The sequence below is a fragment of the Bradyrhizobium sp. TM233 genome, assembly GCF_036247965.1.
GTDB classification, from domain to species: domain Bacteria; phylum Pseudomonadota; class Alphaproteobacteria; order Rhizobiales; family Xanthobacteraceae; genus Bradyrhizobium; species Bradyrhizobium ottawaense.
Genome location: NZ_BTIG01000007.1, coordinates 478,752 through 489,157, shown reverse-complemented (window position 1 = coordinate 489,157; position 10,406 = coordinate 478,752). Strand labels below are relative to the sequence as shown.

Sequence of the window (10,406 nt, the reverse complement as noted above, 5' to 3'; positions counted from 1 at the left end):
AGTCTCACACCTCAGGATGACGGAACTGGCAGGAGCGCGCGTCTAGAAATTCACCCGGTTCGAGATCCCGCCGTCCACGACGAGATTCGATCCCGTCGTGAATCCCGACACCGGGCTGGCCAGAAACACCGCGGCGCTCGCGATCTCTTGCGGCGTGGCCATCCGGCCGGTCGGATTGCGCTTCATCGCGTCGTTGCAACGCTCGGGCATGTTCTTCTCGACCATCTCCCAGACGCCGCCCTTGAAATAGACGGTGCCGGGCGACACCACATTCACGCGGATCTTCTTCTTCGCATATTGACGCGCCAGTCCCTTGGCCATGTGGATCAGCGCCGCCTTGATCGGGCCGTAGGAGCTGGCCGTGTCGGCCTGCGCCGCCGAGATCGAGGAGATGATGACGAAGGCGGCGTCGCCGTTTCTCTCGCCGCTCGCTTCGAGCAACGGCCGCGCGGCGTCGAACGCGTGCACAGCGCCAAGCAGGTCGAGCCGGAAGTTCTGCTCCCACGATGCCGGATCGTGGCCTTGCGCCATCGCGCCGGCATTGGAGAATAACAAGTCGAGGCCGCCGAGCTCTTTTGCGGCCCCCTCGATCCAGGATTTCAGCGCCGCGCCGTCGGTCACGTCGACCGGGCCGCCGGTGGCGTTGACGCCCTTCGCCTTCAGCTCGGCAACGGTGGCCGCAACCTGATCTGCATTGCGCGCGCACACCGCGACATTGGTGCCTTCACCGGCGAGCGTCTCCGCGATCGCCCGCCCGATGCCGCGCGTGCCGCCGAGCACGATGGCGTTCTTGCCTTTGAGACCGAGATCCATTGTTGGGTTTCCTTTTTGTTGGTCGGATGGAGCTTAGTTGTTTGAGCGAGGATGTCGAATTCGTTCTCGGGTGTCATACCCCGCGCAGGCGGGGTATCCAGTACGTCGCGACCTCTCGGTTCTATTACCAGCGTCTCTGGAATACTGGATCATCCGCCTTCGCGGATGATGACGCCGTGCGAGATGGTCAAGGGCCTCCTCACTCCGGCGCGGCGCCGACTGGCGGGCCGCCGGGCGGGCGGTGCAGGAAGGTCAGCGAGGCGTAGGCGCCGGCCCATGATCCGATTGCCGCGAAAGCGACATAGAACGGGTTCTCGGTGTAGCTGATCACGGCGTAGGAGGAGAGCATGTACCAGACGGCGCTCCAGTTCGCCGCTGACATGCGTTTGCGCGCGATCACGGCCGAGGTGAACATGACATAGACCGCGTCTGTGGCCGCCGTTGCGATGAACACGGCACCTGCGGTGAGAGGGTCGATGGCGGCCATTGCATTTCCTTATGTGCTAATGGGATGCTGAAGGCTAAAGGGAGAGAAGGGTCATGCAAAGCCCCGCCGACATTCTTAGGGATATCTGGACCTCTGCCGGTGGTGATGCGGCCGCGCTCGAACGCGTGCGGCTGACCGGCGAGGAGCCGCAAATCCCGTCCTCGTTTCGCGTCGCCGTCGCCGGCCAGGTCACGATTGCCGCAGCCGGTCTGGCCGCGACCGAAATACGGAAGCTACGCAGCGGGCAGACGCAGGATGTCTCCGTCGACATGCGCCACGCCGTCGCCGAATGCCGCTCCGAGCGTTATCTGCGCGTCGACGACAAGCCGCCGCCGCCGGCTTGGGACGCCATCGCCGGCGTTTACAGGACCGGCGACAATCGCTTCGTTCGCTGCCACACCAATTTCCCGCATCACCGCGACGCCGTCTGCAAGGTGCTCGGCTGCGCGCCCGAGCGCGACAAGGTGCAGGCCGCGCTGATGCAATGGAGGGGCGAGGATTTCGAGACTGCGGCTTACGCCGCGGGCGGCGTCGTTGCGCTCATGCGCTCCTATGACGAATGGTCGGCGCTGCCGCAGGCGCACGCGCTCGCCGAGTTGCCGCTGGTTACGATCGAGAAGATCGGCGAGGCTCCGCCAAAGCCGTGGCCAAAGGGCGATCGTCCGTTGTCAGGCCTTCGCGTGCTCGATCTCTCCCGCGTCATCGCGGGCCCCGTCGCCGGCCGCACGCTCGCTGCGCATGGTGCGGACGTTCTGCTGGTGTCAGGGCCGGAGCTGCCCGCCATTCCCTGGCTCACCATCGACACCGGCCGCGGCAAGCTCACCACCTTCATCGAACTGAAGAGCGAGACGGGCAGGGCGCAATTGCGCGAACTGTTGCGGGACGCCGACATCTTCTCGCAGGGCTATCGCCCGCGCGCGCTCGCCGCCCTCGGCTTCGCGCCCGAGGATGCAGCGCAGATCAACCCGGGCATCGTCTATGTGACGCTGTCGGCCTATGGCCACACCGGCCCGTGGGCCGAGCGGCGCGGCTTCGATTCCCTCGTGCAGACCACGACCGGATTCAATCACGCCGAGGGACGCGCTGCCGGTCTCGATGACCCCAAGGAATTGCCGGCGCAGATGCTCGATCACGCCACCGGCTATCTGATGGCGTTCGGCGCGATGATGGCCAAGGCGCGTCAGGCCCGCGACGGCGGCAGCTGGCACGTGCGTGTATCGCTGGCGCAGACCGGGCGCTGGCTCTGGAATCTCGGCCGCCTCGATCGCGGACTGAACACCCCGGATCTTACGGGCGACGCCGTACATGCTGCGTTCATCGAGAGCATGCCATCTGGCTTCGGCATGTTGAAGGCGGTGCGCCATTCGGCGATGCTGTCGAAGACGCCGGCGCAATGGAGCCGTCCGGCGATGCCGCTCGGCAGTCACCCGGCACAGTGGCCGGCGCGAAGCTGACGTGAAGCTGACATGTCGTAAAATTTTAACGCAAACCGAAAGGCGCCCGGCGTTTTTTAGGTTGTTTGAAATCCCAATTCAGCACTATTAGCGCAACCGATAAGGCAGGCATCTGCCGAGATCGTCGCAGACACGACCGGGCTCCATGGTAGTTGAAAATACCAAGCGATTGCAGGTGTTTACAAAACAACGGGTGATCACATCCGTAGTTCTACTAGCTCTTGCCGGTGTCGGCGCCGGTGCCTACGGCTTCTTCTCTTCCGGATCCAAGGAAAAGAAGCACTCCGAGATCTCCAGCCAGTCGCGCAGGAATGCGCAGAACTTCACGCCGACGCCGTCCGAATGGGCGACGCTGACGATCGAGCCGGTCAAGGCCAAGGCCTTCCGCGCCGAATATGTCACCGAAGGCAAGGTCGCCGTCGACGAGGACCGCTCGACGCCGGTGTTCTCGCCCTATGCGGGCCGCGTCACCAAGCTGCTGGCCAAGCCGGGTGAGATGCTGAAGCAGGGCCAACCGCTGTTCACGATCGAGGCCGCCGACACCGTGCAGGCCCAGAACGATTTCATCGCGGCGATGACTTCGCAAAACAAGGCGAAGTCGGCGCTCGAGCTCTCCGACATCCAGTTCAAGCGCGCCAAGGACCTCTACGAGGGCCACGCCATTCCGCTGAAGGATTATCAGCAGGCCGAAGCGACCCAGGTTCAGGCGCGGAACGACGTGCGCTCCTCGGGGACCGCGCTGGAAGCTGCGCGCAACAAGCTGCGCATCCTCGGCTTCACCGACGAGACCATCAAGGCGTTCCAGGACAAGGGCGCCATCAATCCGGAAGTCACGATCTATTCGCCGATCGCCGGCACGGTCGTGCAGCGCAAGATCGGCCCCGGCCAGTACGTCAATTCCGGCGCCAGCGATCCGGTCTTCGTGGTCGGCGATCTCTCCACGGTCTGGCTCACCGCCTTCGTGCGCGAGAGCGACGCCGCCGCGGTCTGCATCGGCCAGGACATCACCGTCAACGTGATGGCGCTGCCGGGCCGCCCCTTGACCGCCAAGATCAATTACGTCGCTGCTGCGATCGACCCCAACACCCGCCGCCTGCTGGTCCGCGCCACCATCGACAACAAGGACGGGCTGCTCAAGCCCGAGATGTTCGCTAACGTCACGATCTATTCGGCCGGCGACCGCGCCGCGCCCGCGGTGCCGAAGCAGGCGTTGATCTATGAGGCCGACAAGGTCCGCCTCTGGGTCGCACGCGAGGACAAGTCGGTCGAGCTGCGCGAGATCAAGATCGGCCTCATCAACGGCAACCTCGTCGAGGTCACCCGCAATCTGAACCCCGGCGAGCAGATCGTCACCAAGGGCAGCCTGTTCATCGACCGCGCGGCGTCCGGCAGCTGATCGACGACCCAAAAAACTGAAGACAAATTGAAGACCTGATGGATCGTCTCGTCGCCCTTGCCGTCAACCGGCGCTTCCTGATGGTCGGGATGTTCGTCGCCGTGCTGATCGGCGGCGTCATCGCGTTCAACCAGCTCAACATCGAGGCCTATCCCGATCCGACCCCGCCGATGGTCGACATCGTGACGCAGAGTCCGGGGCTGTCGGCGGAGGAGATCGAGCGCTACATCACGATCCCGATCGAGACCCAGGTCGCAGGTCTGAAGAATCTGACGACCATTCGCACCATCTCGCTCTACGGCCTCTCCGACGTCAAACTCCAGTTCTCCTTCGCCTACACCTATGACGAGGCGTTGCAGCAGGTGCTGAACCGCCTGGCGCAACTCGCGCCACTGCCCGGCAACGTGCAGCCGCAGATCTCGCCGCTCAGCCCGATCGGCGAGATCTTCCGCTACCGTCTCGTGGGTCCGCCAAACTACAGCGTGCTGGATCTCAAGACCATCCAGGACTGGATCCTGCAGCGCCGCTTCCGCGCCGTGCCGGGGGTCATCGACGTCACCGGGTGGGGCGGCAAGAGCAAGACCTATGAGCTCCAGGTCGACTTCAACAAGCTGGTCGCCAACGGTCTGACGCTGCCGCAATTGCTCCAGGCGGTCGGCAATTCCAACGTCAATGTCGGCGGCAACACCGTCAATATCGGCCAGCAATCGGCCGTCGTGCGCGGCGTCGGCCTGATCCGGTCGATCGACGATCTCGCCAATACCATGGTGGCGCAGACCGGCGGCAATCCGGTGCTGGTCAAGGACGTCGCCACCGTCACCGTCGGCCAGAGGCCGCGCCTCGGCATTGCCGGCCTCGACGAGTCCGACGACATCGTGCAGGGCATCGTCCTGATGCGCCGCGGCGAGCAGAGCTCGCCAACCATCAAGCGGGTCCACCAGCTCGTTCAGACCATCAACAATTCCAGCATCCTGCCGCCCGGCGTGCGCATCGAACGCATCTACGACCGCGGCGACCTGATCGAGCTCACCACCCATACGGTTCTGCACAACATGGTGGTCGGCATTCTCTTGATCGTGCTGTTGCAGTGGATCTTCCTCGGCGATCTGCGCAGCGCACTGATCGTCGGCGCCACCATTCCGTTCGCGCTGTTCTTCGCCGTCATCATCCTGGTGCTGCGGGGGGAATCGGCCAATCTGCTATCGGTTGGCGCGATCGATTTCGGCCTGATCGTCGATGCCACCGTCATCATGGTGGAGGCGATCTTCCGCCGTCTGACCCAGACGACGCCGATGTCGGAATCCGAGCACATGTCCAACGAGACGCTGTTCGGCATGAAGAGCCACGCGATCCTCAGCGCGGCCGCCGACGTCTCGCGCTCGATCTTCTTTGCCGCGGCGATCATCATCGCGGCCTTCCTGCCGCTGTTCACGCTCTCGGGCGTCGAAGGCAACATCTTCGGGCCGATGGCCCGTACCTATGCCTATGCGCTGGCCGGCGGGCTGCTTGCGACCTTCACCGTCACGCCGGCGCTGTCCGCGATCATCCTGCCCGCGCATGTCGAGGAAACCGAGACCAGGGTGATGCGGATCCTGCACCGGTTGTACTCGCCGTTGCTGCAGTGGGCGGTCGCCAACCGCAACATCGTGCTCGGCGGTGCGGTCGGCCTCGTGCTGATGACGGTGGCACTCAGCCGGATGCTCGGCCTCGAATTCCTGCCGAAGCTGGAAGAGGGCAATCTCTGGATTCGCGCCACGCTGCCGCCGACCATCTCGCTCCAGGAAGGCAACAGCTACGTCAACGAGATGCGCAAGGTGATCCGCGCCCGGCCCGAAGTCGAGTCCGTCGTGTCTCAGCACGGCCGTCCCGACGACGGCACCGACGCCGCCGGCTTCTTCAATGCCGAGTTCTTCGCGCCGCTCAAACCGATCAGTCAGTGGCCCGGTACCCGCGACAAGGAAGAGCTGACCGCGCAACTGCTCAAGCAGCTCGACGATCGCTTCCCCGGCGTCGAGTTCAACTTCTCGCAATATCTCCAGGACAACGTCTCCGAAGCCGTCTCCGGCGTGAAGGGCGAGAACTCGATCAAGCTGTTCGGCAGCGACCTTCAGGCGCTCACCGACACCGCCAACAAGATCAAGTCGGTGCTGGCCACGGTGCAGGGCGTCACCGACCTTGCGGTGTTCACCTCGCTCGGCCAGCCGACCGTCCAGATCGACATCGACCGCGCCAAGGCCGCGCGCTACGGCCTTGCGCCGGGCGACATCAACGCCACGATCAAGGTCGCGATCGGCGGCGACACCGCGGGCGATCTCTACGAGTCCGGCTCCGATCGTCACTTCCCGATCATCGTCCGCCTCGCGCCGGAATACCGCAGGAGTGCCGAGGCGATCCAGAATTTGCGCATCGGCGCACCCGGGCCGAACGGCACCGTCACGCAGATCCCCCTCAGCGAGGTCGCCACCATCAGCCTCGTCTCGGGCGCGGCCTACATCTATCGCGAGCAGCAGGAACGCTATCTGCCGATCAAGTTCTCGGTGCGCGAGCGCGACCTCGGCAGCGCGATCAGCGACGCCCAGCAGAAGATCGCCGAACGGGTGCAGCTGCCGCCGGGCTCGCGCATGGAATGGGTCGGCGAGTTCGGCAACCTCCAGGACGCAATCCGGCGGCTGTCGATCGTGGTGCCGATCTCGCTGGCGCTGATCGGTGTGCTGCTCTGGTTCAATTTCGGCTCGATGACCGATACGCTGCTCGCGATGAGCGTGATCCCGATGGCGATCTTCGGCGGCGTGCTGGGGCTGTTGATTTCAGGCACGGCATTCAGCGTCTCCGCGGCGATCGGCTTCATCGCGCTGTTCGGCATCGCCGTGATGGACGGCATCATCATCCTGTCGCAGTTCAACCAGCTCATCGAAGAGGGCATGGACCGCATGAGCGCGGTGGTGCGCACGGGTGAGCTTCAGCTCCGGCCGGTGCTGATGACCTGCGTCGTCGCCGGCGTCGGCCTGCTGCCGGCGGCGCTGTCGGAAGGCATCGGCTCGCAGGTGCAGAAGCCGCTCGCGGTCGTCGTCGTCACCGGCATGATGCTGGCGCCGGTCGTGATCCTCGTCACCTTGCCGGTCCTGATCTCATTCTTCTCGCGCCGCGCGCGCTGACCGTCAAAATCCGTAGAGTCGTGCCGGGTTGTCGACCAGGATCTTCTTGCGGACATCGGCATCCGGTGCCCACACCGGAAGCTGGTTGAGCAGGCGGCCGTCGTCGATCTGATAGAGCGGCGCGATGTCGGTGGGCTTGCGGCCCTCGACACGGCTCGAATCCGGATGCGGCCAGTCGGTGCCCCAGACGATGCGGTCCGGATTCGCCGCGATCAGCGCCCGCGCATAGGGCACCATGTCCTGATAGTCGGGCGCGAGCTTCGACGAGCGATAGGCGCCGGAGATCTTCACATAGGCCTTGCCGGATTTGACGAGCGCGACCAGATCCGCAAATCCCGGCTGCTCCAGCCCCAGCGCGGCCTCGAGCCCGCCGAAATGATCGAACACGGCGGACACGGGCGCGGCCAGCACGAGGTCCTTGATCGCGGAAATCATCGGCAGCGTCGTATAGAGCTGCACGTGCCAGCCGCGCGCCTTCATGCGCTCGACCGCCGCGGTGAAGCGGGCGCGGCCGACATTGGGATCGCTCATGCCGCCGGTCGCCAGATTGATGCGGATGCCGCGGAAGCCTTCCTGCTGCATCGTATCGAGCTGCGCCTCGGTGGTCTTGTCGTCGATCACGGCCACTCCGCGCGCGGTCCCCCCGCGCGCCTTCATGCCGAACAGGGTGGAGGAATTGTCGGTGCCGTAGACGCTCGGGGTGACGATCACCACGCGCTCGATATGCAGCGCCTTGTGCAGCGCGGCCATTTCTTCCGGGCTCGCCGGCTCCGGCGTATAGACGCGTCCCGCGAAGAACGGAAATTGTTCGACATCGCCATGGATATGGGTGTGGCAGTCGCAGGCGTGCAGCGGGACGTCGAAATTGACCGGCGTCGCGGGCTGCGAGGCACGTGCGTGGGCTTTGTTGGTCATGGCTGCTCCGGCGGCAAGGGAGGCGAAGAGGACGCCGCGTCGGCTGAGCATGGTTTCTCTCCCTGCTTCGTTATTTGAAGATGACGGGACAGTATCACATCAGCCCGGCAGCCGCTGCACGTCGCTGCATAGCTGCTCAACGAGGTCCGCAAGCGGGCGTGAGCCGTCAACGCGCACGGTCGGGCAGGGCAGGCCCGCGAGCCAGGCTTCCTGCTTTGCGAGGCTGCGGCCGTCGCGGTCACCGGCTTCGTAATGGGAAGCCCATTCGACGAAGGCTTCGGTCTCCTCATGACGCCAGCCGCCCGGCGCGACGGCGTCAGCACCGAAATGCGCGGCCTCGCGGTCCCGCAGACGCTTCATCCGTAGTTCGCGCGGCGTGACCACGAAGACGACGAGATCGAAATACGCGACGAGCTCGTCGCCCCAGCCGGTGACGGTTCCGCTCAGCACCCAATCGAGACGCGGCAGAAACATCTCGCGCATCAGGCGCAGACGATCTGCGGCAGGGCGTGTCGTCTGGTAGGGCGGCACGGTCGGCAGCCAGAAGTAGTCGTCGGTGTCGTGATGCGGCAGCGCAAGCCGCCCCGCGAGCGTCCGGCCGAGCGTCGTGACGCCGGAGCCGGAAGCGCCCGTCAGATGGATGCGGCGGCTTTTCATCGGCCCCGTCCAGATGATTTGAAACTACTGCCCCGACGGCGTGCGCAGGCCGTGCCAGGCATCGCGGACCTGGTGGTAGTGCACTTCGGGCAGATAATCCGGCGTGTTCAGGCTGAGCGTCTTGACGTCGAGATGGCCGATGGCGCTGAGCAGGGTGTAGGAGGCGATGACGCGGTCGCGGTTGGCGCCGATCAGGCGGGCCTTGGCCTGGATCAGATCGGCCTGCGAGTTCAAGACGTCGACCGTGGTGCGTTGTCCGCCGGCGGCCTCGCGCTGCACGCCCTGGAGCGCGACGGTCGCGGCCTTCACTTCGGACTCCGAGGCTGACACGGTGATCTTGGCGCCTTCATTGGCGACCCATGCGCTCACCGCCGCCGTGCGCGCCTGGTTGCGGACTTGGTCGAGCACGAGCCGGCTCTGCGCCGTGATCTCCTTGGCCTGCCGGGTCTGCGCGGCGGCCTGGCCGCCGTCGTAGATCGGCGCGGTGACATTGGCGACGATCGAGGCCTGGTCCTCGGCGAAGGTGCCGAGCGTCGGGTCATTGTTGCGGCTGCGGCTGGCGCTGCCCTGGATGGTGGCGCTCGGCAGCAATGCGCCTTCGGCAACGCGGATATTGGTAGAGGCGACATCGACGTCGAAGCTGGCGGCCATCACCGCCGGGTGCTGGCGGATTGCCATCGTCATCGCGTCTTCGCGGCTCTTCGGCAGATAGCGATCGACGGCCTCGGCGGCCCGAAGCTGCGACGGCGCATTGCCGATCACTTGCGCATAGGTCGCCTGGCTGATGGCAAGCGCGACCTCGGCGGCGTTGAGATCGGCCAGGCCACGGTTGAGGCGCGCTTCGGCCTGCGCGCTGTCGGTTGGCGTGACGTCGCCGGCGTTGAGGCGGCGCTGGGTGACCGAGAGCGTCTCGCGCAGGAAGGCGACGTTGGAACGCTGCGCCTCGACCAGCGACTGGTTGGCGAGCACGTTGGTGTAGGCGGTGACCGCGTCGAGCAGCACGCCCTGGCCGACATTGCGCAGCGCCTCGCGGCCCGACTGCACCTGGAGCTCGGCGGCCCGCACGTTGTTGGCGGTGCGGAAGCCGTTGAACAGGGTCTGCGTCACGGTGACGCCGATGATCCATGGTTTCAAATTGCCGGTCTGGATGGTGTTGTCGGGCAGCAGATTGCGAACCGATTGCAGGCCGGCGCTGAGGCTCGCCACGATCTGCGGCCGGTAACCGGCGAGGGCCTGCGGCACGTTCTCGTCCGTGGCGCGTTGTCGCGCACGTTCGGCATTGAGCTGAGGATTGGTCTGGTAGGCCTTGGCGAGCGCCTCCGGCAGGGCTTCGGCCCAGGCGGCGGAGGGCAGGGCGCAGCACAGCGCCAGCGTGGTCCATGTCGCAAGCACAGGACCCACGCCCGATCGATGCCGCGTCATCACGCGACCAGCTCTGGCGGTACGCCCAATCATGTAATCCCGCTTAACCTCGGCTGTCCGCCCCCGCCGACGGTGGCCTCTTAACTGTTTAGCCAGCCGAGGTCCCG

Annotated in this window: 8 protein-coding genes; 3 read left to right on the top strand and 5 right to left on the bottom strand. The window is 65.4% G+C overall.

Features of this window, described 5'->3' with window-relative positions; translation table 11 throughout:
* Positions 1 to 42 precede the first annotated feature (42 nt).
* Both AABA86_RS16925 and AABA86_RS16920 read right to left on the bottom strand, forming a co-directional pair.
* On the bottom strand, positions 43 to 813 hold the full coding sequence (locus tag AABA86_RS16925; RefSeq protein WP_338307591.1) for an SDR family NAD(P)-dependent oxidoreductase: 771 nt from the start codon (positions 811 to 813) through the stop codon (positions 43 to 45).
* A 199-nt stretch (positions 814 to 1,012) separates the two neighbouring features.
* Positions 1,013 to 1,300, bottom strand: coding sequence for a hypothetical protein (locus AABA86_RS16920; protein ID WP_212251384.1), 288 nt, complete (start codon positions 1,298 to 1,300; stop codon positions 1,013 to 1,015).
* A 53-nt stretch (positions 1,301 to 1,353) separates the two neighbouring features.
* Here AABA86_RS16920 and AABA86_RS16915 point away from each other — a divergent pair, with 53 nt between their 5' ends.
* The 3 genes from AABA86_RS16915 (at position 1,354) to AABA86_RS16905 (ending at position 7,305) form a co-directional block, all read left to right on the top strand.
* Positions 1,354 to 2,754 carry a CoA transferase gene (locus AABA86_RS16915; protein ID WP_338307590.1) on the top strand — a complete coding sequence of 467 codons (1,401 nt, stop codon included), beginning with the start codon at positions 1,354 to 1,356 and terminating at the stop codon, positions 2,752 to 2,754.
* Between the two features lie 145 nt (positions 2,755 to 2,899).
* Positions 2,900 to 4,150, top strand: coding sequence for an efflux RND transporter periplasmic adaptor subunit (locus AABA86_RS16910; protein WP_338307589.1), 1,251 nt, complete (start codon positions 2,900 to 2,902; stop codon positions 4,148 to 4,150).
* A 38-nt stretch (positions 4,151 to 4,188) separates the two neighbouring features.
* Positions 4,189 to 7,305 carry an efflux RND transporter permease subunit gene (locus tag AABA86_RS16905; protein ID WP_338307588.1) on the top strand — a complete coding sequence of 1,039 codons (3,117 nt, stop codon included), beginning with the start codon at positions 4,189 to 4,191 and terminating at the stop codon, positions 7,303 to 7,305.
* Between the two features lie 3 nt (positions 7,306 to 7,308).
* Here the strand turns inward: AABA86_RS16905 and AABA86_RS16900 are convergent, their stop codons facing one another.
* From AABA86_RS16900 to AABA86_RS16890, 3 genes are read right to left on the bottom strand one after another with little or no spacing between them, the layout of a single operon-like run.
* Positions 7,309 to 8,271, bottom strand: coding sequence for an amidohydrolase family protein (locus AABA86_RS16900; protein ID WP_212251389.1), 963 nt, complete (start codon positions 8,269 to 8,271; stop codon positions 7,309 to 7,311).
* A 48-nt stretch (positions 8,272 to 8,319) separates the two neighbouring features.
* Positions 8,320 to 8,877: a hypothetical protein gene (locus AABA86_RS16895; protein WP_212251390.1), complete on the bottom strand. Its 558-nt coding sequence runs from the start codon at positions 8,875 to 8,877 to the stop codon at positions 8,320 to 8,322.
* Between the two features lie 24 nt (positions 8,878 to 8,901).
* Positions 8,902 to 10,299 carry a TolC family outer membrane protein gene (locus AABA86_RS16890; protein ID WP_212251391.1) on the bottom strand — a complete coding sequence of 466 codons (1,398 nt, stop codon included), beginning with the start codon at positions 10,297 to 10,299 and terminating at the stop codon, positions 8,902 to 8,904.
* Positions 10,300 to 10,406 lie beyond the last annotated feature (107 nt).

Excerpts from the sequence above, each read along its gene's own strand:
- AABA86_RS16925 (WP_338307591.1), bottom strand. The coding sequence starts at position 813 with ATGGATCTCGGTCTCAAAGGCAAGAACGCCATCGTGCTCGGCGGCACG.
- AABA86_RS16920 (WP_212251384.1), bottom strand. The coding sequence starts at position 1,300 with ATGGCCGCCATCGACCCTCTCACCGCAGGTGCCGTGTTCATCGCAACG.
- AABA86_RS16915 (WP_338307590.1), top strand. The coding sequence starts at position 1,354 with ATGCAAAGCCCCGCCGACATTCTTAGGGATATCTGGACCTCTGCCGGT.
- AABA86_RS16910 (WP_338307589.1), top strand. The coding sequence starts at position 2,900 with ATGGTAGTTGAAAATACCAAGCGATTGCAGGTGTTTACAAAACAACGG.
- AABA86_RS16905 (WP_338307588.1), top strand. The coding sequence starts at position 4,189 with ATGGATCGTCTCGTCGCCCTTGCCGTCAACCGGCGCTTCCTGATGGTC.
- AABA86_RS16900 (WP_212251389.1), bottom strand. The coding sequence starts at position 8,271 with ATGCTCAGCCGACGCGGCGTCCTCTTCGCCTCCCTTGCCGCCGGAGCA.
- AABA86_RS16895 (WP_212251390.1), bottom strand. The coding sequence starts at position 8,877 with ATGAAAAGCCGCCGCATCCATCTGACGGGCGCTTCCGGCTCCGGCGTC.
- AABA86_RS16890 (WP_212251391.1), bottom strand. The coding sequence starts at position 10,299 with ATGACGCGGCATCGATCGGGCGTGGGTCCTGTGCTTGCGACATGGACC.